This window comes from Streptomyces sp. NPDC000229 (assembly GCF_040300825.1).
Classification (GTDB): Bacteria; Actinomycetota; Actinomycetes; order Streptomycetales; family Streptomycetaceae; genus Streptomyces.
The window spans coordinates 1-23,443 of sequence record NZ_JBEPEL010000030.1; the positions used below are offsets into that span (position 1 = coordinate 1).

Annotated in this window: 24 protein-coding genes and 1 tRNA gene; 9 read left to right on the forward strand and 16 right to left on the reverse strand. The window is 67.4% G+C overall.

From position 1 onward, the window contains the following. From ABT360_RS16895 to ABT360_RS16905, 3 genes are all read left to right on the forward strand, one after another. The coding region (locus ABT360_RS16895; protein ID WP_351816188.1) for a metallophosphoesterase at positions 1-752 on the forward strand (752 nt) is incomplete at its 5' end. Positions 753-1,197: 445 nt separating this feature from the next. Beyond that, positions 1,198-1,271: transfer RNA gene (locus ABT360_RS16900), tRNA-Pro, on the forward strand. Between the two features lie 435 nt (positions 1,272-1,706). Further along, complete coding sequence (locus ABT360_RS16905; protein ID WP_351816191.1) at positions 1,707-2,333, forward strand: radical SAM protein; 627 nt, start codon at positions 1,707-1,709, stop codon at positions 2,331-2,333. Between the two features lie 48 nt (positions 2,334-2,381). On the opposite strand, the gene ABT360_RS16910 is transcribed toward ABT360_RS16905, so the two are convergent. The 11 genes from ABT360_RS16910 to ABT360_RS16960 form a co-directional block, all read right to left on the reverse strand. Beyond that, positions 2,382-2,804: a restriction endonuclease gene (locus ABT360_RS16910; RefSeq protein ID WP_351816194.1), complete on the reverse strand. Its 423-nt coding sequence runs from the start codon at positions 2,802-2,804 to the stop codon at positions 2,382-2,384. A gap of 469 nt (positions 2,805-3,273) precedes the next feature. After that, positions 3,274-3,924: an L-threonylcarbamoyladenylate synthase gene (locus ABT360_RS16915; RefSeq protein WP_351816197.1), complete on the reverse strand. Its 651-nt coding sequence runs from the start codon at positions 3,922-3,924 to the stop codon at positions 3,274-3,276. Between the two features lie 4 nt (positions 3,925-3,928). Then, positions 3,929-4,696 (reverse strand): phytanoyl-CoA dioxygenase family protein, encoded by a 768-nt coding sequence (locus ABT360_RS16920; RefSeq protein WP_351816199.1) that lies wholly within the window; start codon positions 4,694-4,696, stop codon positions 3,929-3,931. Continuing rightward, positions 4,615-5,520, reverse strand: coding sequence for a creatininase family protein (locus ABT360_RS16925; RefSeq protein WP_351816202.1), 906 nt, complete (start codon positions 5,518-5,520; stop codon positions 4,615-4,617). The genes ABT360_RS16920 and ABT360_RS16925 overlap by 82 nt, the downstream gene beginning before the upstream one ends. Next, the gene (locus tag ABT360_RS16930; protein ID WP_351816205.1) at positions 5,517-6,314 is read right to left on the reverse strand and encodes a class I SAM-dependent methyltransferase; all 798 of its coding nucleotides are present in this window, start codon (positions 6,312-6,314) and stop codon (positions 5,517-5,519) included. The genes ABT360_RS16925 and ABT360_RS16930 overlap by 4 nt, the downstream gene beginning before the upstream one ends. Then, positions 6,311-6,802 carry an HAD family hydrolase gene (locus tag ABT360_RS16935; protein WP_344364122.1) on the reverse strand — a complete coding sequence of 164 codons (492 nt, stop codon included), beginning with the start codon at positions 6,800-6,802 and terminating at the stop codon, positions 6,311-6,313. The genes ABT360_RS16930 and ABT360_RS16935 overlap by 4 nt, the downstream gene beginning before the upstream one ends. Positions 6,803-6,975: 173 nt before the next feature. Beyond that, positions 6,976-7,422 (reverse strand): hypothetical protein, encoded by a 447-nt coding sequence (locus ABT360_RS16940; protein WP_351816209.1) that lies wholly within the window; start codon positions 7,420-7,422, stop codon positions 6,976-6,978. Next, a complete protein-coding gene (locus tag ABT360_RS16945) occupies positions 7,404-8,474 on the reverse strand; it encodes an enolase C-terminal domain-like protein (RefSeq protein ID WP_351816212.1) in 1,071 nt (356 codons plus the stop codon). The genes ABT360_RS16940 and ABT360_RS16945 overlap by 19 nt, the downstream gene beginning before the upstream one ends. After that, complete coding sequence (locus tag ABT360_RS16950) at positions 8,471-10,525, reverse strand: hypothetical protein (RefSeq protein ID WP_351816215.1); 2,055 nt, start codon at positions 10,523-10,525, stop codon at positions 8,471-8,473. Before ABT360_RS16950 ends, ABT360_RS16945 begins: the two co-directional genes overlap by 4 nt. Further along, positions 10,525-11,619 (reverse strand): hypothetical protein, encoded by a 1,095-nt coding sequence (locus ABT360_RS16955; RefSeq protein WP_351816218.1) that lies wholly within the window; start codon positions 11,617-11,619, stop codon positions 10,525-10,527. Before ABT360_RS16955 ends, ABT360_RS16950 begins: the two co-directional genes overlap by 1 nt. A gap of 150 nt (positions 11,620-11,769) precedes the next feature. Continuing rightward, positions 11,770-12,468: an HAD family hydrolase gene (locus ABT360_RS16960; protein WP_351816221.1), complete on the reverse strand. Its 699-nt coding sequence runs from the start codon at positions 12,466-12,468 to the stop codon at positions 11,770-11,772. 97 nt (positions 12,469-12,565) lie between these two features. Here ABT360_RS16960 and ABT360_RS16965 point away from each other — a divergent pair, with 97 nt between their 5' ends. Together ABT360_RS16965 and ABT360_RS16970 are read left to right on the forward strand one after the other, a co-directional pair. Beyond that, on the forward strand, positions 12,566-13,336 hold the full coding sequence (locus tag ABT360_RS16965) for an XRE family transcriptional regulator (protein WP_351816223.1): 771 nt from the start codon (positions 12,566-12,568) through the stop codon (positions 13,334-13,336). Continuing rightward, positions 13,323-13,790 (forward strand): NUDIX hydrolase, encoded by a 468-nt coding sequence (locus tag ABT360_RS16970; protein WP_351816225.1) that lies wholly within the window; start codon positions 13,323-13,325, stop codon positions 13,788-13,790. The genes ABT360_RS16965 and ABT360_RS16970 overlap by 14 nt, the downstream gene beginning before the upstream one ends. Positions 13,791-13,795: 5 nt before the next feature. Here the strand turns inward: ABT360_RS16970 and ABT360_RS16975 are convergent, their stop codons facing one another. Beyond that, positions 13,796-14,365, reverse strand: a complete 570-nt coding sequence (locus ABT360_RS16975) for an HD domain-containing protein (RefSeq protein WP_351816228.1) — start codon at positions 14,363-14,365, stop codon at positions 13,796-13,798. A 125-nt stretch (positions 14,366-14,490) separates the two neighbouring features. On the opposite strand from ABT360_RS16975, the gene ABT360_RS16980 reads away from it, so the two are divergent. After that, positions 14,491-15,099 carry a nucleotidyltransferase domain-containing protein gene (locus ABT360_RS16980; protein WP_351816231.1) on the forward strand — a complete coding sequence of 203 codons (609 nt, stop codon included), beginning with the start codon at positions 14,491-14,493 and terminating at the stop codon, positions 15,097-15,099. A 368-nt stretch (positions 15,100-15,467) separates the two neighbouring features. Next, positions 15,468-16,193, forward strand: a complete 726-nt coding sequence (locus ABT360_RS16985; protein ID WP_351816234.1) for a DUF4241 domain-containing protein — start codon at positions 15,468-15,470, stop codon at positions 16,191-16,193. A 359-nt stretch (positions 16,194-16,552) separates the two neighbouring features. Here the strand turns inward: ABT360_RS16985 and metG are convergent, their stop codons facing one another. From metG to ABT360_RS17000, 3 genes are all read right to left on the reverse strand, one after another. Further along, a complete protein-coding gene (gene metG / locus ABT360_RS16990) occupies positions 16,553-18,274 on the reverse strand; it encodes a methionine--tRNA ligase (protein ID WP_351816237.1) in 1,722 nt (573 codons plus the stop codon). Positions 18,275-18,886: 612 nt separating this feature from the next. Continuing rightward, a complete protein-coding gene (locus tag ABT360_RS16995; RefSeq protein ID WP_351816240.1) occupies positions 18,887-19,543 on the reverse strand; it encodes an Eco29kI family restriction endonuclease in 657 nt (218 codons plus the stop codon). Positions 19,544-19,619: 76 nt separating this feature from the next. Further along, positions 19,620-20,459 (reverse strand): Eco29kI family restriction endonuclease, encoded by an 840-nt coding sequence (locus ABT360_RS17000; RefSeq protein ID WP_351816243.1) that lies wholly within the window; start codon positions 20,457-20,459, stop codon positions 19,620-19,622. A 119-nt stretch (positions 20,460-20,578) separates the two neighbouring features. On the opposite strand from ABT360_RS17000, the gene ABT360_RS17005 reads away from it, so the two are divergent. Continuing rightward, entirely contained in the window at positions 20,579-21,931 is a 1,353-nt protein-coding gene (locus tag ABT360_RS17005) for a DNA cytosine methyltransferase (RefSeq protein WP_351816245.1), read from the forward strand. 4 nt (positions 21,932-21,935) lie between these two features. Continuing rightward, complete coding sequence (locus tag ABT360_RS17010; RefSeq protein WP_351816248.1) at positions 21,936-22,733, forward strand: very short patch repair endonuclease; 798 nt, start codon at positions 21,936-21,938, stop codon at positions 22,731-22,733. Here ABT360_RS17010 and ABT360_RS35400 read toward each other — a convergent pair. Then, positions 22,714-22,902, reverse strand: a complete 189-nt coding sequence (locus ABT360_RS35400; RefSeq protein ID WP_444852256.1) for an AbrB/MazE/SpoVT family DNA-binding domain-containing protein — start codon at positions 22,900-22,902, stop codon at positions 22,714-22,716. The two genes, ABT360_RS17010 and ABT360_RS35400, sit on opposite strands and share 20 nt — an antisense overlap. Positions 22,903-23,443: the final 541 nt, after the last annotated feature.

Here is a 23,443-nt window from a genome sequence, read left to right on the forward strand (position 1 = left end):
GCGGTCAGCACAAGAAGCGGGCGTGGCTCCAGTCGCTCGCCGGGCTGCGCCCGGACTTCGTGGTGAACACCGGCGACAACCTCTCCGACCCGAATGGCGTACCGGAGCTCCTGGACGCGCTCGGCCCGCTGCTGGACTTCCCCGGCGTGTACGTCTTCGGCTCGAACGACTACTACGGCCCCAAGCTCCGCAACCCCGCCCGCTACCTGATCGAGAAGGCCCAGGGACGGCATGGCCTGAACGGCAACGCGCCGGCCGTGGGAGCCGTGCACAACCCGTGGGAGGAGATCCGCGACAGCTTCGACACGGCGGGCTGGCTGAACCTCACCAACACGCGTGGCCGCCTCAAGCTGGAGGGCCTGGAGCTGGCCTTCACCGGCCTGGACGACCCGCACATCAAGCGGGACCGGTACGACAGGGTCGCCGGCGGCCCCGAGCCGGACGCCGACCTGTCGCTGGCCGTCGTCCACGCCCCGTACCTGCGCTCCCTGGACGCCTTCACCGCCGACGGCTACCCCCTGATCCTGGCGGGCCACACGCACGGCGGGCAGCTGTGCGTCCCCTTCTACGGGGCGCTGGTCACCAACTGCGACCTGGACACCGAGCGCGTCAAGGGCCTCTCGACCCACCGCGCCGGCGGCAACACCGCGTACCTCCACGTCTCGGCGGGCTGCGGCACCAACCGCTACACCCCCATCCGCTTCGCCTGCCCGCCCGAGGCGACGCTGCTGACCCTGACCGCCCGGGACTGATCGCTTCCCCCCGGTCGGTGGAGTGACGACTCCCCCGTTTCGGCGCGCATGCCCGCATCGGCGGTCGTCCCGCCGGTCCGCCGCCCGCATGCCGCCGCCTTCCGCGTCCTGATCGCGGCGGCGGCGGTCACCGGGGATGGCCATCGCCCTGTTCCCGGGCAGCCCGGGCAGCCTGGGTAGCCCGGGCAGCCTGGGCGGATGCCCACCTACGTCACGATCCAGAGCCAGCCACTGCTCGTGTCCGCCCCGCCCCGCCCTGCCGGCCCGCCCGCCCCTTCCGGCCAGGGCACGGCCGACGGGGCCATCACGCCGGCCTCGTCCACCATGTGCTCCCAGCACGACGGCCTCCGCCCCCACGCCGCCGCCTCGTGGCCGCGAAACCGGATTTCGCCTCAGGGCGCCGGTGGGCTAAAGTAAACGACGTCGCCGGGACACACGGTGACATCGGGGTGTAGCGCAGCTTGGCAGCGCGCTTCGTTCGGGACGAAGAGGTCGTGGGTTCAAATCCCGCCACCCCGACAGAGAAGTACCAGGTCTGGGGCCTGATCCACACACGGATCAGGCCCCTGATTCGTTGCCAAAGATCGTTTGGGAGAAATCTGGGAGAAGATTTTGATCGGGCTCCCCCAGGCGGCAAATCGGCGACCTTTCGCGAGGACACGCCTGGGGTGGCCGCCCGCCTACGCGTCTGTGAAGCCGAGGCTTAAGCCCCGCCCGGGCAGGACCGAAGGCTGACGAGTCCGCAAGAGGCACCCTTCGCGGCGCGCAGCCGACTCCCCATCACTGCGGACTCCTTCGCCGTTACGCAGTGGAAGGCCCCGGTAGCACTGCGTTGTCCCAGCCGCGACGCACCCGACGCCGCGCTGAGGGCAAGACGCCCACGCCCCTGCCCGGCCCCGCCCCGTCATCACCGCCAGCGGTGACATCATTCTGCCGATGAGGTGCAAGATTCGCATGTCCGCATCTGGCGTTCACTTGTTCGACCGCGTCTCCGGGATGAACGTGCTGCTCGACGAGGTGCCTGTTCCCGCTGAGCGATTCTCTCGTGCTCCGCAGTACCTGTCCGTCGCGCTGACTAACGCCTGCGAGCTCCACTGCCCCTACTGCTATGCGCCCAAGCACGCCGCCGCGCTCGACAGGGAGCGTGTGCTGGCATGGGCGGTCGAACTCGATGCAGCTGGGTGCCTCGGTGTCGGCTTCGGAGGCGGGGAACCGACCGCGTACCGACGCTTCGCCCAACTGTGTTCGGACATAGCCCAGTCCACGTCCATGGCGGTGACCTTTACGACCCATGGACACCGGCTCACACCCGAACTCGTCGAATCCCCGCGCGCGGCCGTGCACTTCGTACGTCTGTCAGTCGACGGGGTCGGAGCCACCTACGAGCGGCTCCGCAGCAGACCGTTCGCGGCCGTGGTTCAGGCGGCGCGGTTGCTCGGTCCTCTCGCCCCGTTCGGCATCAACGCCGTCATCAATGCCGACACGGTCGGCCAACTGGATGACCTCGGCAGACGGCTCCGGGCCGGAGCAGCCCGCCCACCACGCCGGTGGGCGCGATCGGAGCGCCAGCGGGTGTCGTGACTTTCTGGCGCTGATGCAACCTCGTCCCTCCCCAAGGCCGGTCACTTCTCATACGCCTGCTTCCAGCGAGCTCGGTGGCGGAAGTCGCCCTGCCCGTGGCCGTTCACCTCGCTCAGGGACAGTAGTGAAACCCCGTTGTTCCACAGCCCCAAAGTGAGCACGGTGCACGGCGAGGATTCCGTGCTGCAGCGCAAACCTCTCTGAGGGACGGCTGAACCGCGTGGTCGTGACGAACACCGCCAGGTCGGCCCCGAAGTGCACCTTGGCGCCCAACAGATCGCGCAGCTCACGGCTCGCGATAGTGCTGGTCGGCGCATAGCGCTTGCACTGGATCACCACGCTCCGGCCGTCCGGCAGTCGCCCGACGACGTCGGCGCCGTTGTCGTTCGCACCGCCCACCCGCCGGACGTCGGTGCACCCATCCCGTCGGCACAGGCTTGCCACCAGATCCTCGAACTCGGTGCCGGTCATCGAGTCCACCTCGGCGAGTGTCCGACGACCGGCCTTCACAGCCTCTTCCTGCCGCCAGAGACGGTCCCGCCCACGCACGAGCCGGTCCGTACGCCACAGCCACCATCCCGCCGCTGCGACGCCGCCAAGAAGCGCAGCGCCCGTGACGTATGGCCACACAACTGACCAGAAGACCACCAGTAGGACCAGCACCAGGCCACTGCCCACCGCCACCGACTTCAGCCGCGCCGCTCGCCTCCTGCGAGCAGCCGTACCCCGTCCACGCCCGGTCACGATCGAAACCCTCCCCCACAGATCCGCGTACGCAGTCTGAGCAGCCCGAGGCAGAACGAGAAGGGCGCGAGTCGGCCATGGCCGGATCGGACGGCAAGGAGAGGCAACGTGATCCTGGTCACGGCGAGCGACTCAGACACTTTGGGCGTCAACAGCAGTCGCTCCGGAGTGCTTTTGCCATGGAGTGACCGAGCCATCAGGCACGTTGAATCTCCCGACCGAGGGCCGCTGATACGGCTCGTTGGTGGACGAGGCCCGTGCGAACCAGCTTCGCCTCAGGGGTGAAGCAGTCGACGATGGTCATGTGGTTGGCGGCGGGGCACACACCGCCGTCGACGATGACGGAGGGCGTGAGGCCGGAGGCCGCGAGGAAGTCGTGGACCTCTTCGATGGTCACGGCCGGCCCCAGGTCGGCCGGGCCGGCGTCGCCAGAGATGTTGGCTGTGGTTGCGGCGACCGGCACCTTAGCCTCTGACGCCAGCGCTCCGAGGACGCCGGGGGCCACCGTGGTGAGCGCTGGTGAGCCGACCGCCGTGTGCCGGGCGGCGTCCTCCGAACTCCGCCACGGTAGGAGCAACGCGAGGTCGCCCGGCCAGAACATGGTGGCGAGCCGTTCGGCCTCGGCACTGAGCTCGAAGTGCTCCTGGCAGGAGGCCAGGGAGGGGGCGACGTAGGCGAGGGACTTGGCGCCAGGACGGCGTTTGCCCTTGAAGATGCTGTCGCATGCCTGGGCGTTGCTGGCGTCGGCGCAGATCATGTACCAGCGGCTTGTCGGGACGATGACGAGTTCTCCGGACTCGATCGCTCGGGCGGCGAGGTCGACGTCCTGGGGCGTGATGATCTGCATGGGTCTACTCCTGGCTGGCCGGGTAGGAGGGAATGGACGCGAGGGGCGGGTAGTCGAGCCAGGGGTCGCGGAGGGCTTCGAGCCGGCGGCTGGAGTGGTCCGGGTGGGAGACCCGGAAGTACGCCATCACCCTGGGTAACGGCGCGAAGTTCCGTCCGACGGTGTGGGGGACGAGGTGATGCATCAGGAGTACGTCCCCGGGTGCGCCGAGGAAGGAGACACCGTCCTGGCAGTCGATCTCCGGCGGGACCTGTTCCGTTATCCCGAGCGACCGCTGATCGCTGAACCACTGGGCCATCGTGCGGTGTCCGCCGGGCATGTAGCGCAGCGCGCCGTCTTGGGGGTCGTTGATGTCGGACAGGACGACGCCGATGAGTAGGGAGAATGTGCGCAGTTCCTGGGGGTCGAGGTGGGGGCAGGAGACTCCGTCGACGTGCATGGCCTTCTCGGGCTGCGCACCAGGGAGTTCGGATTCAGGGACGCGGATCTGGATCTGGGTGGTGGAAATAGGAGAGGTCTCGCCAAGGAGGTCACAGGCGAGCGTCGCGGCTTCGGTTTTCGTGTAGAGCGCGAGGACGTCGGGGTGGTTGCCCAGTTCCGGGGCGAAGGTGCGCTGCGAGTACGCGGGGATGTCCTCGGGGTCGAGGCGCTCGCGGTACCAGGTGTCGATGAGGGAGGTGGCGCGCCTGGTCAGGTTCGGGGCGACCAGTCCTCGGCGTATGAGGACACCGTCCCGTTTGAATGTGGCCTTCTCCTCAGCTGTGAAGGGCATGGGGTCCTCCGTAAGGTGATCGGTCCGTTTGCGCCAGGCGGGACAAGCCGGTCGATGATGTCCGCGCCGGCGCTCAGGGCGGCGGTGATGAGCTCCTCGCCGAGTTCGACGCTGGCCTTGCGTGGGTCGCCTCCGATGACCCCGTGGGTGGAGAGCGCGGGGTCGTCGGAGGTCCAGGGCCACGTGGCACCTCGATCGAGTACGAGGCGTTGGATCGCATCCCGCTGGCCGGGATCCGGGCGCGCCCCGGCAGGGAGGAGGTCCAGCCGTACATGCTCAGGGGCGAGGGCGAGCATGAGGGAGGTCTCGCGGATGCCCGCATGGACCTCGGGCAGTTCGCTGTCGACCGTGACCTGGCCGGCGGCGAGGGTGCTCGGGTGAAGCGCGCAGATGGCCACGTCGTGGGTGTGCCGGAGCTGGTGCACCAGGCCCTCAAGAACGCCCCGATTGCCGCCGTGACCGTTGACGAGGAGCACAGTCCGGACAGGTGTAGCGCGGCGGTACTCACCGACGAGCGCCGTGATGAGGCTGGCGTACAGCGGGATGTCCAAGGTCACGGTGCCTGGCGCCCAGGCGTGCTCCGGGGAGAGGCCATAGGGAACGGGCGGCACGACCCAGAGGTCGTGCCGATCCGCCACGTGTGCGGCCAGGCGAAGCGCGAAGCGCTCGGCGATGACGGTATCGGTGTCGAGCGGCAGATGAGTGCCGTGCTGTTCGAGCGACCCCACCGGCAGACAGAGGGTGGACCACTCGTTCAGCTCGGCCGCGACACGGGGTGTTGTCAGCTTCCCGTACGACCGTCCGTCTCCGTCGGCCGCCGTCACGTCTTACTCCGCCGCCCGATGCGGATGAGGAATTCGTTGTCCTCGGGGAAGGTGTCGTTGTCGCTGAACTCGGTGAGCCGGTTCTTCACCGCCGTCTCGAACTCCTCCAGCCGGTCACCGAAGAGGTGGGGTGCTGCGAAGGAGGTGGAGTAGAGGTAGCCGAGGATGCTCCCAGTGGTCCAGGTGCGCTGGACGGGTACGCGGAACTCTTCAACCTGGTTGAAGGGCGACTCTTCCATGATCTCGCTGTACGGGCGGTTGTGGTGCTGGAAGGTGCCGGAGCCCGCGCGGCGTTCCTCGCCGAGGAACGTCTTGATCACGTCGCGGATCGCCTCCTTCCAAGGACTGCCGGCGGCCCAGAAGCTGTTGTCGCCAAAGATCGCGACCACGCCGTCCGGGGCGACCTGACTGTCCAGAAGGCGCAGTACGGCAGCCTGGTCGAGCCAGTGGAACGCGCGGCAGATCGTCACGAGGTCGGCCTTCCAGCCGGCGGGCGGGACGAAGTCCTCGGCGGTGCTCTCCACGAGCGTGAGGCGGGAGCCCTCGGGCAGCTTCGGACGGAGTGCCGACTCCGCGGTGGCCAGCATGTCGGCGTCGTTGTCGGCGGCAATGATGTCGTCGAACCTGTCCAGCAGCGCCTCGACGACGAGTCCGGTGCCCGTGCCGACGTCCAGGAGCCGTCGCGGGCCATCCGTTCGTACCGGGGTGGCGCGGTCGAGGACTGCGGCGACGTCCTGGGGGATGCCGGGGCGGAACTGGCGGTAGTAGGTGGCGGTTCCGGTGAAGAGGCTCATGTGTCGCTCCGTGCTGCGAGGTGCTGGATGTGCGTGGCGGCCGCCGCCAGGTCGTGGGCGACGAGCACACCGTGGTCAACGACCAGGGATTCGTCGGGAACCTTCCGTCCGCGTGATATCCACACGGCCCTGGCACCGGCTTCGATGGCACCCACGATGTCGCAGGCCCAGTCGTCGCCGACATGGATCAGGCCACCGGGGGCGGTACCGAAGTGCTCGGCCACGGTGTGGAAGGCGCGTGGGTCGGGCTTGGTGTGGCCGATGCGGCAGGAGGGGAAGAAGTCGCTGACCCACGGCGAGAGGAGGGCGCGCAGCCCGTCGGTGTCCGCGTCCACGCAGGTGACGTTCGACAGCGTGACCACGGTCGCCACGGTGCTGATCCGCTCCAGTGCCTCCATCGTGCGCGGGAAGAGCCTGAACGGGGCGGGCGGAAGATCGCGGGGGAAGGCTTCCGGCGGGACCTGCAGCGCCTCGCATACCTCGGTCACCACGGATTCCGTGAGGGATGGACGCGTATGGAGGCCGGCCCGCATGATCTCGCGTGCGCGTGCCGCCGGTAGCGGGGACGCGTCGGCCAGCCGCATGGTCAGGCCGGGCCCGTCGGCCGTTCCAAGGGTTCCACCGACATCGACGGTGACCAGGAGTGTGGGTTGCGCCGGGGTCACTGGGGGCTCCTCATGGTGGTCGGCAGGGCGGAGACGATGGCCCGGATCCGGGCCTGCCGGATGGTGGTGGTCGTGGCCTCGGAGAGGAAGGTGAGGACGTAGCGCAGCTCCGCTTCGTCGAGCGTGTTCAGGGATCTCCCCTCCTGAGTGGCGGCCTCACGGAGGTCCGGGGGAACACTGCGCGGGCGCATCCCATGCGGCAGGTGGAGTGTCCCCTGCCACCGCGTACCTTCCGCCAGTGCGGGGAGGCTGCCCGCCGGGCGCAGCACGGTGACATCGTCCAGGGTCAGGATGCGCACCGGGAGCGCGCTCCCTCCGATGTCGAGGCTCCCGGACAGGAAGGTGTCATGCCCGTCGAGCCGCTGGGACAGCACCAGCAGCGGGCCGTCCGCGCTGTGGCGGACCGTGCCGTCGACGCGAGCGGTCATCGTTGTGCCGGGCATGTGGTGCTCCTCGGGGTCGTGCCGAGACCTGGGGAGTCCGGCAGGCGGATGTGTCCGTCCTCGGGCCGAAGGGGTTCGGCGTAGAGGCGTTGGCGTCCGGGCTCCCACTGGAGTCGGTACTCGACGGCTGGTACGGCGTCGGGGAAAGCGGCCGCGAGGTGGAGGCCGGGCAGGAGTGAGCGCCCGTGCGGGTATATGGGGACGTCCTGGGAGCGGGCGACGGCGAGGATCTGCGTCGCCCGGGTCAGACCGCCGCAGCCGACGACGTCCAGAGTCAGAGCACTCGGTCTGACGTACTGGATGAGCCCCGTGGCGTCTTCGTCGCAATGCGCGCGCTCCCCGACGGCCAGCGGCATCCGTGTTGCCGCGAGGAGCTCGTACATGTCCAGGTCGTGCTGCGGCAGCGGGTCCTCCAGCCACAGCAGGTACGAGGGATCGCAGCTCTGCGCGAACGCCATGGCCACTGATGGAGTCCAGGTGCCGACAGCGTCAACGGCCAGCGGTGAGCCGACGGCCTGAGAGCAGCGCTCCACCGCCCGTGCCATGCTCGTGGCTGCCTGCCCCGGTGACTCGGCCGGATCACGGCGGAGCCCCCATTTGGTGAACCTCCAGCCAGCCGCCGCGACGTCGCGCAGCACGTCAAGGTTGTCGACGCCGGTGAGGTTCTGGGAGAGCCACGACGCGTAAGCCGGCACGGTCGAACGCGGCTCCGGCGCAGCCAGGAGATCGGCCACGGAACGTGAGGTGAGCCGACCGTGCAGATCCCAGGCCGCGCAGTCGACCGCGCCGACCGCCCATGAGGCGATGTCCGACGGGTTCGTGCGAGCCACCGCGCGCAGCCGGTCCAGCAGCCCCGCGTGGTCCGCGATCCGTGCTCCTTTCACCTCGGCCGCCAGCGTGTCCCTCACGTAGCGTCCGATCCGCTCGCCGATCGGACCGTACGAACCGGCCCCTCCAGCGCCATGGACGACCACGAAGTAAGCGTCATCTCCGGGCGCCACAGGCTGCTCTGCCTCCATGACCTCCACGTTTTCCACGCCCCACGGGCTCATCGGACCACCTCACGTGAGGCCATGAGGGGGCCGACGGCATGCGCCACCCCCGCGCGGTCCATCCCTAACGAGCGGGCCAGCTGCCGCTGCGGCATGGGTCCTGCCGGTTCTTGCCAGCCGATGACATCGACAGGGCGGCGCAGCCGTCCCGACAGCAGTCCCCAGACGGCGGCCGGGTGTCCGAGAGTGAGGACAAGGACCGGGGCGTGGCCGCCCAGGTAGAGGTCGATCTCCTGGTCACTCAGTCCTCGTGGCCACAGAGTGGGATCGCCGAGGACGGTGAGGTCCAGGAGGTTCACCACCCGGACGCGGCATCGGTGGCGGTCTCGGACGTGGTCCACCGCGTCGGCGGCAACAGCGGCCGGGATATCCCCGGCTGTGACGATGGTCAGGTCCGGTTCGCCCTCGTCGCTGAGATGCGGCCACACGGCCAGGCCACGCCTGTGTTCCTCGGCGATCGTTCCGACAGGATGAGCGGTACGGCTGTGCTTGCCGGCGACGACGAGGTTGACGCCATCGAGGGAGTCCAAGACTTCGTCCAGGGCAGCGGCTGTTCTCGTTGGGTCAGCGGGGGTCAGCACGCGGACGGCGGGAGCGCGCAGGGCCAAGAGCGCTGTGGCGAGGGAGGGGTCACCGTGGGTGTGGACGTTGTGCCAGCCGTACGAGGTGAGCAGCAGGTTGAGGCTGGGCAGCTCCCTCGCACCATCGAGCCGCCGCTGCTTGATGTGTCCCACCAGACCGCTGGTGAGCAGCGGGGCGAATGCCTCGTACGAGACCAGCGCGCCTCGACGTCCGCTCGCCGTCCATCCGGCCAGCCACTCCAACAGGACCTCCTCTGCCAGCAATTCGTGCGCCCAGTGCTCGTCGGCGAGTTCGGCGAGCCGGTTGGAGGCCAGTTCGTCCGGGCTGAGGAGCAGGAAGTCTCCGCGTGCTGCGTGTCTCCGAACGACGCCGGTGACGGCGTCGGTGAACGTGGCGGCACGAGTGCTGGGCGCCATGGTGGGTCTCCCTGCCCGAGGCGGTTCGGCCGGAGCGAAAGAGCACCAGCGGGCCTCAGCGACAGCATCCGCAAGCTGGCCTTTCGCCCGCCCGTCATCGCCGAAGAGGTCCGCCGGCTGGTAGGACGCCAGCCAGTGAGCCAGCCGCATCATCTGTTCCGGCTCGCTGCGCGGGCTGACCAGGGGCGTCTTGTGCAGGTCAGGGGTGCCCAGGAGATCACGGCCGCCGAGGGACGCAGGTCCGCCCCATCCCTTCACGCAGCGCAAGACCAGGGCCGTGGGGCGATCGTCGAGCGTCGACTCCAGCGCTTCCCACAGCGCTGTCTGGAAAGCGACGTGGTCCGACTGAGAGCCGGCCGTGACGTGCACCACTCTTGCTTCCCACCCCAGGCCCCTGAAGTACGACCGAAGCGCCTCGTCGTCCATCGCGCCGAGAAGGGACCGCCCGCCCATGCGAAAACCGTTCAGGTGCACCAGGGGAAGGACGGAACTGCCAGGAAGGAGCCTCTGCGCCAGCCAGCTCGCCGCGGTCGTGGGGGTCTCGCACTCGCCGTCCCCGATGACGGGAACGGCGATCTTGCCCGGCGAGTCGAGGGCGGCTCCTTGTGCGAAGGGAAGGCAACCGCCGAGGCGGCCACCGAGGAAAGCTCCGGCGGGAAGCGCGGGAGTGACCTCGGCGCCCATTCCGTCCACGTCGGGAAACGCCTGGGCCAGCCGTCGGAGGCCCTCGGCGTCCGGGCTGAACTGTGGCCGGAGCTTGCCGAGCTCGCCTGTCACCCAGGCAGCAGCGAGCTGGACGACGCCGGCATGTCCGGCGCCGAGGAGCGGCACCAGCTCAACCCTGTGATCGAGGAGCCCTGCCGTCAGGGCAAGGTGCGACAGGGCCCACGCGGTGCCGGGCGCGGTTCCCCAGTGACCGGACGGGCGCTCCTTCACGTGCTGGGTGGTCAGCGGCCGATTGAGCAGGACGTTGTCCCGCAGATGGAGCTGGCACACCGACGCGTAGCAGGTGGCCCTCCACAAGGCGTCAGCCAGCGTGGCGGTATCGGACATCACGCCGTGACCAAGGCTTCGCCGGCGAAGGTGAAGTACCACAGGGGGCGGTAGCACTCCCATGCCGCCGGGCGAAGCCCGGACGGCCCGGTGATCTCCTCGATCACCACGCGGGCACGCAAGTAGTACTCCAGGTCGCGTGCGCCGGGGGTTCGCAGGCCGGCCATGACGGAGTTGTGCGCCTGGTAGACCTGGAAGTTGGGGAACTCTGTGACGTACGGGTTGAGCACGCCGACGCCTGCGCGGAGTGCGTCGATGTCGTCCAGCCCCACTATGTAGGTGAACGACGTGCCGTGGCCGGCAGCCAAGGCACGCTTGAGCACTTCCGGCATCTGCGGTGTGGCCAGGTTGGCCTTGCTGGCCTTCAGCAACAGGTCCCGGCGGGTGAAGCACTCCGCAGTCAGCCGCAGGACGAAGGGTGTGGCCTCCGCGGCGAGAACGTCGAAAGCCTCCTGGGACCGGAGTACGGAGGTCAGGAAGCCGATGCGCGCCTCGATGCCGTACTCGGCCAGAACGGTCCGCAGCGCGCGCACGTGGTCGACCGCCGCAAGCTCCCGCTCGAAGCAACCAGTCGATACGGTCACCTCGCGGAGCTCCCTCAGATCGTGCCGCGGGTGCTGTTCCAGCAGCGCCGCCAGCAGCTCGCGAAGGTCTCTCTCCTCGGAGAGCCGCGGATCCGCTGCGGCCTCAAGGGTGTTGGGGCAGAAGGCACAGCCCACACACCGACTGCGGGCGTTCGGATTGAGCGTCGCGGCGGTGCCGCCGTTTCGGAAATACCCGCCCACCGCCTCGTCCGCGTCAACGCGCTCGACGGTGGCGAAGGAGACTCCGCCCAGCAGCAGCTGCCCATCCTTGAGCCGGAACGGGGAGCCGGCAGCGTTCAGCGGAACGATGAGCTGCCACGGCATCGTCGGCGCGCTCTCCAGCCTCACCTGAACGCGGGCCCGGTGACGCGGCAGGTCCGAGTCGATGCCATGGAGGTTGATCGCGATAAGCAACGCGTCTTCGACCGGTACGCGGTACCGCACCGCGAGCCGCTCCACCTCTCCGAGCGTGGAGGTCGCGCTGGTCTGTCCGCCGAGTAAAGCCGTCATGCGCTTACTCCATCCAGGAGGGAGGAGAGATCGGATAGCGCGTCGGCGGCCCGAGGGGGAGCCCACCGCCGACGGCAGGAACGAGACTGCCGTCGGCCGACGGGACGCCGAACCTCGTCCCGGGACTTCTGCGGGACGTCCTGGGACGTTTTACGTGACGCGGGGAGCCAGCGATCGCAGGTGGCGCATCAGAGCCGGAACGTCCACCAGGTCAGGAAGCACAGCAGTGGCTCCGGCTTCACGCAGTTCGTCAGCGCTGTGAATGCCAGAGGCCACCGCGACGACGTGCGCCTTAGAGTCGAGGCCGGCACGAACGTCACGAGGGGTGTCGCCGACCAGGACGACGGGCGTGTCCTTGGGAAGGCCGTGAGCCGTACGGACACGGTCGCGAGCGACCTCGACCAGGGCCGCGCGGTCTGTCGCGTCCGCACCGTAGGCCCCGCACTCCATGTCGAGGAGCATGTCCAGGCCGAAGGCGCGCAGCTTCACGCGGGCGTTGGCGTAGATGTTCCCGGTGAGGACCGACGAAACCATGCCAGGCTCGGCGGCGACCGCGCCAAGGGCCTCGCGCGCACCGGGAAGAGCACGGCCCCGTAGAGCCAGGTCAGCCTCACGCGCCGCGCCAGCCGCCGTAAGCGCTTGAAGGACTTTCTCCCACGCCGGGGCACTCACATCATGGTCCCGGAACATCTCGGCGAGGATCAGACGGTCGGTTCTGCCTTCCGTACGGGCAGGCCGGACAGCGGCATGGCCAGTGGCGGCAGAGAAGGCCGCCGCGTAGATCTCCTTGCTCACGCCGGAGTTCTCGATGAGCGTGTGGTCGATGTCCCAGAGCACGATGAGTGGCACAGGATCAGCGTAAGCCGACAGCCAATTCCGGCCATGACCGCACGACAACGCCCGACGCCCTTGCGGCCTGGCCGTTCTGTCCGGTTGGGTTGCCTGAGTGAATGAGCGACTTCGTTCCGCACTCGTGCAACGCGGGCTGACCGTGGATGAGGTGGCCGAAGCCTGTGCGGTCGATCCCAAGACCGCCAGCCGATGGATAGCCGGCCGTGTGCCCCACCGCCGACACCGCTGGACCGTCGCCAACCTGCTCCGGGTTGATGAGACGTACCTCTGGCCGGAAGCGGGACAGCGAACACCACGGCTGGGCGCCACCCAGTCGGAACTCGTCGACACCTATCCGAACAGGGCGAGCGTGCCGCGCGACGTCTGGATGTCCCTGCTGTTAGGGGCGATGAAACAGGTAGACGTTCTGGTGTTCTCCGGCACCTTCTTCGCCCAGACGAACCCGCACATCGCACGCATGCTCCAGGAACGAGCGCAGGCCGGCGTGCGCGTGCGGCTCTGCTTCGGCGATCCGGATGGTGACGCCGTACGGATCCGTGGCCGCGAGGAAGGCATCGGCGACGCACTGGCTGCCAAGATCAGGGCCTCGCTCACTTACTACCGCGATCTCGTGGGCCATCCAGGCTGTGAGGTGCGCCTCCACGACACGACGCTCTACAACTCGATCTTCCGCTACGACGACCACCTCTTGATCAACCCCCACATCTGGGGCCAGCCGGCCAGCGCGAATCCGCTCCTCCAGCTCAGGCGCACGACCAACGCCGAATGGTTTGAGCGGTATGGCGAGAGCTTTGACGCCGTCTGGTCATCCGCGCGCCCCTGGGCGCCCGATAGTCAGGAGCAGCACCACCGTGGGCAGGACTGAGTACTACCACGACCCCAAGGCCCCCAAGGCCAACACCCTGATCCCCGCGAGCAACATGCTCGTCGTCAACGATGACGGCGCCATCCTGCTGCAGCGGCGGCGCGACACCGGCCAGTGGGCCCTGCCCGGCGGCGCCCAGGACATAGGAGAGAGTCCCGCGCAATGCGCGGTCCGCGAGTGCGAGGAGGAGACAGGCATTGTCGCGGAGGTCACCGGCTTCCTCGGCGTCTACTCCAATCCGGAGCACATCATCGAGTACACCGACGGGGAGATTAGGCAGCAGTACGAGGCCGTGTACATCGGCCGCCCGGTCGGCGGGAAGCCCACGGTCAACGAGGAGGCGGACGGAGTTCGCTGGGTCCGCCCAGAGGACTTCGGTGAGCTCGACATCCACCCGAGCATGCACGAACAGCTCGGTCACTACCTAGCCGGCGACTACCCGTACCTGGGATAGCCCTTTCAAAGCACGACGTCTGCTTCAACCGCGGCCGCCCTGACGCGCTCCACGCTGCTGTGGATCGCGGGGGCGGCCCGGCGGATGAACCGCCCCACGACACTGTCCTCGCCATAGCGGCCGAGGATCTCGCCCACCCGCTCCTCCGACGTCGTACGCCCGCCGTCAGGTGTCGTGGTCATGTCGCAGTACACCAGCGCGTTTACAAGCAGCGGATCATCCAGCAACGGAAACTCTTCAGCCAGCTCCATGCGGAGCCCACGCTCCTCCGCCTCCAACAGCGCGAAGGAGTGGTTCGCCACCAGACGCACCACGCGCTCAGGCGCGCTCCGGACCTCCCGCAGATGGCGCGCACCGTCGAGAGGGTGAAAGCCGGTATCGACGAGCGGCGGCGCGTATCCGATGTCATGGAGCACCGCCGCCGCCTCCAGGACCCCGGCCTCCTCCCGCATGAGTGGCGCGAGCCGTCGGGCACACGCGGCAACGCCCTGCGTGTGCGCCCATCTACGCGGCAGACTCTCGGCCAGCAGCCCACCTGCCAGGTTGTACGCCCAGTTCACTTCGCAGTTCGCCACGTTCGGAGGATACGTCTGAAGGGGCAATCTGACGGGGGCGCTCGGGGGCGGCGCTATCGCGACAGAGGCACCGACATTCACCAGTGATAGCTGCCGGCTTGTCGCTCTGCTGACAGGATGACTTCGTGACAAGCAACGATCCTGGCGAGTGGAGCCCCGCTCAAACCAGCGAACTGGTACAGCTGTTCAAGGGTGTCGGCTTTCCGTGGTGGGTTGCAGGCGGTCGTGCGATCGAACTTGCCGTTGGGCGTGAGCTGCGGACGCATGGAGACCTTGACGTTCTCGTGCTGCGGCGCGATCAGACACAAGTCCAGGAGAGCCTCTCAGGCTGGGATCTCCACGTCGCAGACCCACCAGGTACCGGCGAACTTCGCGTATGGCGGTATGGCGAGGTCCTCGAAGAGCCCCTCCATGACATCTGGTGTCGCCGAACGCCGGACGCGCCGTGGTCAGTGCAGCTCATGCTCGACGAGGCCGTCGGAGATGAATGGGTGTCGAGGCGCGACCGGCGTGTGCGGATGCCGCTGGCGCGTCTCAGCCGCGTCGCCGCGGATGGCACCCCATACCTCGCCCCTGAGGTACAGCTCTTCTACAAGGTGAAGCACACCAGGGAAAAGGACGAGGTGGACTTCGAGGCGGTCCTGCCACTGCTGGACAGCGACCAGCGGGCTTGGCTGCTGGACGCCCTCGCGTCGACCGCGCCACGACACGCCTGGCGACAGAAGCTGCAATAGGCCGTCGCTCTCCGCCAGCTTCCGCAGCCTTGCTGATCAACGCCGACACTCGATCGGCCTCGTGCGGGAGAGCCCGCCGGGTGGTCCGCAGGTGGCAGGCATTCGACGGCAGCTCGTTGGACCTGGAGGCGACCGTAAGAGGGCAGCCCTGTGCGCGAGCGACGGGCCTGTCGGAGACATTTGAATCTCCCCACCCTGTGCTCACATGTCCTCAGAGTCGCTCCTCGCAAATCCCCAGGCGAACCATCGTCTGGCCTATGGTCTGGCTGCCCAGCACGTTGCCCTGCCGGGCAGCCAGCACTTGGGTGTCAGCGGCCCCACGTATGTTTCGGTTGACCGTCCGGCCGGGCGGCGAGGAGGGGTGAGACATGGAGTGGGTCGGGGACGCTCGACTGGCAGCCGGGCCTGAGGCCACTTGGTACCTAGAGGCGGCTTTCACGCCCGGCGCTCAACTGGGGACGGCGTACGACGATCCGACAACGCCTGTCGTCGTGACGAGGGTCGAGGAGGTGACCACCATGCGCGTACCCAGCGGCCGTCTTGTCGTCGATGCGCCGTGCGATGACGACGACGTCTGGAGATACGAGAGAGGTCTGCCGACGAGGCCCCCGCGAGAGCTGGCGGTGACGATCCCCCCGGGCGTCTACAGAGTGGAGATCGCGTGGACGGCGGGCCCCTACGAGTTCTTCGGCGAGTACTTCGATGGCACTGAGTGTGCCGCGACGCGCCTGTGCATCAGCGACGACCCTGTGGTCGGATGGGAGATGGGCCTGAGTGTCGAAGACGATATCGACCGGCTTCAGCCAGGCGAGGAGCCCCGCTTCGGCGCCGACGCCAATGTTGGCTGCTTCGCCGACGCAGGTGCATGGACGACCTTGTCCGCGCCGTTTCGTGCGTACGTGGACGGCAGCCCAGTGCCGCGCGACACTGAACAGCTCACCAACGGGTGCGAGCGGGTACGCGACGAGTCGCAACAAGCCGATCTGGTCACGTTCGAGGCTGAGTCCGGCGGCGTCGTCTGGTTGGGCCGCACCAAGACTGGCGACGTGGCCGCGATTGTCGTAACCAGCGGCATGGCCGGCGCCAAAGCCTGATGTAACACTCATCGGACCCGACGCTCGCCGGGCCTCCCCACTCTCTTGAGGGCTCGACCAAGTGAGGCGAGGAATACGCCCGGCTGTTTTCAAGAATCCCCATCAGACCCCGCTCCGAGGTCATCCCTCAGAGGTCTCGTGTGCTCGGTGAGGGCGTGGCGCCAGAACCGGCGATCCGGCAATTCGCCGGATGCCGGTCGCCGTACTGACGTTGAGCCTCGTGAGAGCGGACAGCACTGTCGCAGCCACAGGTCGGACTGACCATGGGATCGGGTGGACACTGATAGGCAGAACAGCAGCACGCGGCACGGTCGGACGTCATCCGGCACGAACGAACGGGACAGCTTGAGGAGACACGGTCAGGCGTCCGGGGAACCGCCGAAGCGCGCCCGGTAGGACTCCAGGTCCTCCTCCGTGATCTTCGCGAAAAGCACCGGCGGTACGGTGAACGGGGTGCCGGCCGGGACGGCGTCCAGGGACTTGGCCTGCTCGGCGGTCACCCAGGTCGCGGTGTCGTTCTCCAGGGCGAAGGCCCCGCGCATGGCGGCGGCCGAGGCCGGGATGAAGGGCTCGGAGACGACCGCGTACAGGTGGATCAGGTTCATCGCGGTACGCAGGGTCAGCGCGGCACCGTCCGGGTCGGTCTTGATCTCCAGCCAGGGAGCCTTCTCCTCCAGGTAGGAGTTGCCGGCGGACCACAGGGCGCGCAGAGCTGCGGCGGCCTTGCGGAACTGGAGCGCCTCCATGTGCTCCTCGTACTCGGCCAGCAGACGCGCGATCTCGTCCCCGAGCTTCGCCTCCGCCTCGCCGGCGGCACTGCCCGCCGGGACGTCGTCGCCGAACCGCTTCCGGGAGAAGGACAGCACGCGGTTGACGAAGTTGCCGAGGGTGTCGGCCAGATCCTTGTTGACCGTGGCGGTGAAGTGCTCCCAGGTGAACGACGAGTCGTCCGACTCCGGGGCGTTGGCGATCAGGAAGTAGCGCCAGTAGTCCGCGGGGAGGATCTCCAGGGCCTCGTCCGTGAAGACGCCGCGCTTCTGGGAGGTGGAGAACTTGCCGCCGTAGTACGTCAGCCAGTTGAAGCCCTTGACGAAGTCGACCTTCTTCCACGGCTCACGGACACCCAGCTCGGTGGCCGGGAACATCACCGTGTGGAAGGGGACGTTGTCCTTCGCCATGAACTCGGTGTAGGTGACGTCGTCGGCCTCGTACCACCACGACTTCCAGTCGCGCCTCTCGCCGTCCGGGGCAGCGTCCCCCCATTCCTTCGTCGCGCCGATGTACGCGATCGGCGCGTCGAACCAGACGTAGAAGACCTTGCCCTCGGCGGCCAGCTCCGGCCAGGTGTCGGCGGGGACGGGCACGCCCCAGTCCAGGTCACGGGTGATCGCGCGGTCGTGCAGGCCCTCGGTCAGCCACTTGCGGGCGATCGACGAGGACAGGTGCGGCCACTTCTCGCTCACCGAGTCGATCCACGCCTCGACCTCGTGCTGGAGCTTGGACTGCAGGAGGAAGAGGTGCTTGGTCTCGCGGACCTCCAGCTCCGTGGAGCCGCTGATCGCGGAGCGCGGGTCGATCAGGTCGGTCGGGTCGAGGACGCGCGTGCAGTTCTCGCACTGGTCACCGCGGGCCTTGTCGTAGCCGCAGTGCGGGCACGTGCCCTCCACGTACCGGTCCGGCAGGAAGCGGCCGTCGACCGGCGAGTACACCTGCCGGATCGCGCGCTCCTCGATGAAGCCGTTCTCCTTGAGCTTGCGCGCGAAGTGCTGGGTGATCTCGACGTTCTGCTGGGACGAGCTCCGGCCGAAGTAGTCGAAGGCCAGCTCGAAGCCGTCGTACACGGCCTTCTGCGCGTTGTGGGCCTGCGCGCAGAACTCGGCGACGGAGAGCCCCGCCTCCTTGGCGGCCAGCTCGGCCGGCGTGCCGTGCTCGTCGGTGGCGCAGATGTAGAGGACGTCGTGACCGCGCTGGCGGAGGTACCGGGAGTACACATCCGCCGGAAGCATCGACCCGACCATGTTGCCCAGGTGCTTGATCCCGTTGATATAGGGAAGCGCGCTGGTGACCAGGTGTCGAGCCATCCTCGGATGCTCCATTTCGTACGTACGGCGCCGGTGACAGTGCCACGGCGGACCCAAGTTGGGAGGCTTCAGCCGACGCGATTGCTCGAATCGCACACTGGCGTCACTCGTGATGACGGAACGGGCCTACAAGCCGCCGCCATCGTATCGAACCGGGGCTTTCCCCCTCCCCTGAGTTTTCCGGCCGGCTCAGGCGGAGCGCGAAACGCGCTCGGCCGTCCGAGACAGGCGGCCAAGCGAGTCCCGTACGGCCGAGGCGCTCCCCATCTTAGAAGCACCGACCCGCCGCAGCTCCCCTCCCGCCGCGCACATCCACACGCTCACGCAACGAGGTGGACAGCATGATCGAAAGTCGCCAAGCTCGGCGATTCCCGTCGTCGCCTGTCGAGGACTCGGCCCTGCTCGGCCATCACTCGCGGGCGACCATCGTCTCGGAGCCGACCTTGTAACCGGCCACCGCTGAGGGAGGCGAACATCGCCGGCCTCGGCGTCGAGCACTGAGGGCAAGGACTGCCGGTCACGGCGCTAGTTACCTGAGGCTTGGATAGCGTCACCCTGGACTCGCTCGGGGACCCGGGCACCTATCTCGGTGCCATCTGGGGGCAACGGAGCTCACGGGGTGTCAAGATTGAGGTAACTGTCGGTAGCAGGATGAGGCCAAGGCAGCTCGTCATAGTCGCTCACTTGCCGCGCAACGTGGGCCTCGGCCTCCGCGATCAGCTTCTCGATGTCATGGACAACGCCACCATGAGTGCGCCGACGCCCATCATGCACAGTGTCCCACTTGCTCTTCTTGCTCTGGCGGGTCGTCGCCCCCTGCTCCTTGCTGCCGAAGCCCTTGAGCTTGCTGTTCCAGACCGGCGTGTAACCGACCCTCAGCGCGTTCTCTCCCAGATCAGCGTGCACGTCAGGCAGTAGGAGGGCCCGGAACCGGAACTCGGCGATCGGCAGCCCGCCCTCCATGATCGACAGACGGTGTTGCTTGAGCCTGCTATGGAGCGGGTACCGCTCCCGAACCCTCTCCCCAGTGGCGGTGTTACTAGAAAGGGCCTGCCCCGCGTAGACAGGGATCTGAAGGGTGGCCAGCGGGAGGTACAGATCTACGCTCGCACCGCGGTAATACAAGGCGTACAGCCCGGAGCCCTCGAACCTCGGGATCTCGTGGGTCATGGAGACCAGGGGTTGCCGCTCGAAGGTCTCACAGATGGTATTCGCGATCTGCTCGGTCGACAGAGGGTCGAACCGCTTGGGGGCGTACTCGGCGGACATGGCTTCCTGATCGGTGATCGACTCGTCTGCGGGAGGCCCCGTGGGGGCAGCTACGTTCGGCTATCTCGCACCCCAGTCACTCGTCGGGATCGAAGAGATCATCCTGGGTGATCTCCTCGGGCGACGCCTCAGGCTCGGTTTCGACCACCTTGCCAGACCGGTAATATCGCCAGGCGCTCTTGTACTCATTACCGGCGTCTGGATACATGATCACGTACCCCATAAGGGCAGCGATCTGCCACGTCTCTGGAAGCGCCTCGGATACCAAGTGGAACGCATCGTCGGCGGACAGACCGGCGTGCGACACCGTCAGGAAGGTCGACTTCGACCGCGGCGGCTCGGCGTACCGAAAGTTGTAGGGCAGCCCGCTCTTGAGGGCCTTGAGAAAGGAACTCAGCGCGATCGGGCCGGGCTCCAGACCCTCGACGGGACGCTCTAGATCGATCGGGAAGAGGACGTCGAAGTGCTTCTTCTTCAGAACCGTGCTGTCACGCTGACGACCCGGGTCCTTATTGCCGAATCCGTTGTTGTTCCACGGTATGTTACCCACTTCCTTGTGGCGGCTTATGAGCAACTGCTCGGGCGCCAGCGCGGAAAAATCCTCATCGACGTACAGGCAGGAAAACGTAACGTCGCGGAGGTCAATGTTGCGCCGGCCCGAGAGCTTCCGCAGATGGTTGGCCAGTCGACTGGGCAGCGACTTGTCAGCCTTGCCTACGTAGACAAACTCACCGTGGAGGTAGAGCTGGTATACGCCGGGCCGCTCGTCGAGACGGGCGAGGTACTGCTCGGCGAGCGGGGCGCGACCAAGGTGCTTCAGCGTCTGAGCCAGTTGATCGCCAAGGGCCTTGGTGATACTCAGCCGAAAGTCGTCGTGGTAGGTGCCACGGCCGTCCGACCTGGCCGCCTGCGTCATCCCCTTGGGCCCCCTTCTGCCGCGTTGATCACCACGAACCCTATGGCCTTGCTCACTTACAGGCGACTCGTTCGAATGAAAACGCGCCATGATCACCAACTCCGCGGTATGGTTTCCCCATGGTTGACCAGCCTGAAGAAGCAAAGAAGCCACGGACCAGCGTTGAACTGTTCGCGGGCGGGGGCGGCCTTGCCATGGCGGTCCACCAAGCAGGCTTCCGCCCACTCCTGTTCAACGAGTTCAACAACCGGGCCTGCGAGACACTCGTCGCGAGCGCCCGGAAAACTCTTGGCGTCGACGGCTTGGAGCGCACCGAGGACAAGAACCCCAAGCCGCCACAGCCGGGGCAGCCCGCTCCCCTCTACCCTGGGGACGTGCGCGACCTCGACCTGAGCGCCTTCCAGGGCGAGGTCGACATCCTCGCCGGAGGCCCTCCTTGCCAACCCTTCAGCGCCGGCGGGGTCGCCAAGGGCGACGAGGACAAGCGCAATATGTTCCCCGCCATGTTCAAAGCCGTCCGGGAGATGCGACCGAAGGCGGTAATCTGCGAAAACGTCCGCGGACTGCTGCGGCCGTCATTCGCGGAGTACTTTCAGTACATTCAGAATGAACTTCGCCTTCCGTTTGAGAAGCGGGTCGACGAGGTCAAGTGGCAGGACCACAACGCCCACTTGACGCGTATCCTCGGTCAACTATCCGATGAAGACAGTGACCCAGATCACTACAAGGTCGTGATGGTGCCGGTCAACGCCGCCAACTACGGCGTTCCGCAGGTGCGCAACCGCGTCGTGATCGTGGCCTTCCGCGCCGACCTCGGCGTGGACGTCGACGCCTTCGAAAAATACGTCAAGACGGAAAGATTTTCCGATGCGGCCCTGTTCCGATCCATGCGCGATGAGGACGGACCTTACTGGCAGCGTCACCCGGACGTGGAGGACCACGTCCGCGATCGAGTGCGAGCCCGCCTTCCGAAGGTGATCAAGGACGACGACTGCTTGCCGTGGCGCACATTGCGCGACGCCATTCAAGGATATGGCACGGACGTGAAGCTCCCTGCGCTGCCCCATGTCGACATGGAGCGCCTTTCCGAGAAGTTTGATTTCGGGCGAGAGATCGATGTCGTCGGCCACATCGGATGGCCTGGAGCCCGCATCTACAAGGGACACACCCCGAACGAACTCGACCGTCCCGCGAAGACGGTCAAGGCCGGCGTTCACGGCGTACCGGGCGGCGAGTCAGTGATGCTGCTGGACGAGCGCGTTCGCGACGCCTCGTCACCGGACGGCTGGACCTACTTGCACCGCTACATGACCGTGCGCGAGACCGCCCGAGTAATGACATTCCCGGACGAATGGCACGGCTCAGGCCCGCGAGGTGAGCAGATGCGGCAACTGGGTAACGCTGTTCCTGTCGTCCTCGGCGAGTTCTTCGCCAAGGCCGTCGCCGACGCCCTGGCCGCGGCGGGACACTAGAGTCATGCCGCAGACAGGGGCCGGAGGGCATTGGAAGGACAGGCTGCCCCAGGAGCGCGCGTATAAGCGTCGTGCTGGCGCGGCCGCGCCAGCACTTGAGCAAGATCGTGCCGCTGGCGGCCGCAATCGACGCAACGTCGCCCTGGGCGACGGGCGCCTCGCACGCGCTTCGATCACTCTCCGCTTGTACCGGAGCACACGACGCATTCGCGCCTATCTGCGCTGGTCACAGGACGGCAAGACCGAGGAGAGGTACGTCTGCGAGGTCGAGTTCGACTCACGCAAGAAGAACCTTGCTGAGGCATGGCGACAAGCCCGAGCCAAGGGGCTCCTGGCGGAGGAAACGCTACCGCCCGAGTCGACCGCGTCCTCGCTTGAGGTTCGGGCCTCGATGCGCGGCAACCGCGGTAAGAACACTAGACCGGAACTGATGCTCCGCAGCCTGCTCCATGGCCGTGGCATGCGCTACCGGGTCGACACCCGACCAATCGCCGAGGTCCGGCGCAGAGCCGATCTCGTCTTCCCCGGCGACCGCATCGCGGTATTCGTGGACGGCTGCTTCTGGCATGGCTGCCCGGAGCACTACCGGCCCGCCACGAAGAACGCGGACTTCTGGCGGGAGAAGATCAACGGCAACAGGGCAAGGGACACGGAGACTAACGACACGCTGGCGGCGGCCGGCTGGACAGTCATCCGCGTTTGGGAGCACGACGACCTCGCCCAGGCAGCGACACGGATCGAGAACGCTGTCCGGCGAAAGCGCGGCTCAGCACATCTCGCTGCTACAGCAAGCGACCGCTGATCAGGTCTCTGACAGCGTCATCCAAACGCCGCAGGACGATCCTGCCGTCCCCATCGCTGTGAGCCAGCAACGTCTCACCAGGGTTAATGCCGGCCTCGACCAGGATGCTCATGGGCAGGGCAACCGTGCCGTCGGCGCCTACGGTGACTTCGGATGGGCTTCGGATCATCACCCCAGTCTTTCACGCGTGAGAGAGATGGGATTAGGGCGAAGGGCGCAGCGGCGAACTGGGCATCCTGCCGCAGGGGTCTGCAGCGATGTGGGCGAGGAATCTGACTCCGGCACTGGCACGGGGCCGGCGGAGGAGCGACCCCTGCCAGCGTGATCGTGGGCGTCACCGTCCTCGGCGAGGGCCACGATGCGAGGCAACCGAGCAATGACACCGTGCCGGGCTCTCCGGGCGCCGTTGCACGGGCGGGTGTCGTGCTAAGGCGTCTCCGCGCGGCCCGTGCCAGCACCGCGGTAGACGGCCGACCTATCCGCACGAGGGGCCCGTGTCGTCGCGGGTCATCGTGGACCGTTGGTACCAGCACGGCTGACTGCCCCGAGAACGGCCGCGACGACCAACGCCTTCTGGCAGGCCAAGAGGAGGTCCAGATGTCCTTGGAATGCGAAAACCCTGAGGGCGCCCGCGGAGCGCGTCGCGGATCTGGTGGGCGAGAAGACCACTGCCGCGGCGGTCATCCGCTCCCCTCGCCATCCGGCGACCG

Excerpts from the sequence above, each read along its gene's own strand:
- ABT360_RS16945 (WP_351816212.1), bottom strand. The coding sequence starts at position 8,474 with ATGAGCCCGTGGGGCGTGGAAAACGTGGAGGTCATGGAGGCAGAGCAG.
- ABT360_RS17010 (WP_351816248.1), top strand. The coding sequence starts at position 21,936 with ATGCCGCAGACAGGGGCCGGAGGGCATTGGAAGGACAGGCTGCCCCAG.
- ABT360_RS16915 (WP_351816197.1), bottom strand. The coding sequence starts at position 3,924 with ATGCAGATCATCACGCCCCAGGACGTCGACCTCGCCGCCCGAGCGATC.
- ABT360_RS16950 (WP_351816215.1), bottom strand. The coding sequence starts at position 10,525 with ATGTCCGATACCGCCACGCTGGCTGACGCCTTGTGGAGGGCCACCTGC.
- ABT360_RS35400 (WP_444852256.1), bottom strand. The coding sequence starts at position 22,902 with ATGATCCGAAGCCCATCCGAAGTCACCGTAGGCGCCGACGGCACGGTT.
- metG (WP_351816237.1), bottom strand. The coding sequence starts at position 18,274 with ATGGCTCGACACCTGGTCACCAGCGCGCTTCCCTATATCAACGGGATC.
- ABT360_RS16905 (WP_351816191.1), top strand. The coding sequence starts at position 1,707 with ATGTCCGCATCTGGCGTTCACTTGTTCGACCGCGTCTCCGGGATGAAC.
- ABT360_RS17005 (WP_351816245.1), top strand. The coding sequence starts at position 20,579 with ATGGTTGACCAGCCTGAAGAAGCAAAGAAGCCACGGACCAGCGTTGAA.
- ABT360_RS16920 (WP_351816199.1), bottom strand. The coding sequence starts at position 4,696 with ATGCCCTTCACAGCTGAGGAGAAGGCCACATTCAAACGGGACGGTGTC.
- ABT360_RS16995 (WP_351816240.1), bottom strand. The coding sequence starts at position 19,543 with ATGTCCGCCGAGTACGCCCCCAAGCGGTTCGACCCTCTGTCGACCGAG.
- ABT360_RS17000 (WP_351816243.1), bottom strand. The coding sequence starts at position 20,459 with ATGACGCAGGCGGCCAGGTCGGACGGCCGTGGCACCTACCACGACGAC.
- ABT360_RS16985 (WP_351816234.1), top strand. The coding sequence starts at position 15,468 with ATGGAGTGGGTCGGGGACGCTCGACTGGCAGCCGGGCCTGAGGCCACT.
- ABT360_RS16930 (WP_351816205.1), bottom strand. The coding sequence starts at position 6,314 with ATGAGCCTCTTCACCGGAACCGCCACCTACTACCGCCAGTTCCGCCCC.
- ABT360_RS16955 (WP_351816218.1), bottom strand. The coding sequence starts at position 11,619 with ATGACGGCTTTACTCGGCGGACAGACCAGCGCGACCTCCACGCTCGGA.
- ABT360_RS16940 (WP_351816209.1), bottom strand. The coding sequence starts at position 7,422 with ATGCCCGGCACAACGATGACCGCTCGCGTCGACGGCACGGTCCGCCAC.
- ABT360_RS16910 (WP_351816194.1), bottom strand. The coding sequence starts at position 2,804 with ATGACCGGCACCGAGTTCGAGGATCTGGTGGCAAGCCTGTGCCGACGG.